The organism is Pseudomonas sp. B19(2017), assembly GCF_002113165.1.
Taxonomy (GTDB): domain Bacteria; phylum Pseudomonadota; class Gammaproteobacteria; order Pseudomonadales; family Pseudomonadaceae; genus Aquipseudomonas.
The window spans coordinates 1-667 of the sequence record NZ_NEJR01000055.1; the positions used below are offsets into that span (position 1 = coordinate 1).

At 62.5% G+C, this 667-nt stretch carries 1 pseudogene; it reads left to right on the top strand.

Annotated elements, in window-relative coordinates:
* Positions 1 to 667: pseudogene (locus CAF70_RS25995) on the top strand (thiamine pyrophosphate-binding protein); the annotation flags it as partial.

Genomic DNA, 667 nt, shown 5'->3' on the forward strand with positions numbered 1-667 from the left:
CCTGGGCGGCATGCCGATGATGATGATCACCGGCCAGAAGCCGATCAAGAAGTCCAAGCAGGGCCGCTTCCAGATCATCGACGTGTGCGGCATGATGGATCCCATCACCAAGTACACCCACCAGTTCGCCTCGGCCGACAACATCCCGGCCCGCATGCGCGAAGCCTTCCGCCTGGCTGAAGAAGAGAAGCCGGGGGCCGTGCACCTGGAGTTGCCGGAAGACATCGCCGCCGAGCAGACTGATAGCCTGCCGGTCCCGCCTAGCCTGAGCCGTCGCCCGCTAGCCGAGCACAAGGCTATCGAAGCGGCCGTAGAGAAACTGCAGAACGCCCGTAACCCGATCCTGGTGATCGGCGCCGGCGCCAACCGTAAAATGACCGCCAAGGTCCTCAAGCAGCTGATCGACAAGACCGGCATCCCGTTCATCACCACCCAGATGGGTAAAGGTGTGGTCGACGAGCGCCACCCGCGCTTCTTGGGTAACGCTGCACTGTCGTCCGGTGACTTCGTGCACCGCGCCGTCGAAGCCGCCGACCTGATCGTCAACATCGGCCACGACGTAATCGAGAAGCCGCCGTTCTTCATGGTCCGTGGTGGCACCGAGGTCATCCACATCAACTTCCGCTCCGCCGAAGTCGATGCCGTGTACTTCCCTCAGGTGGAAGTG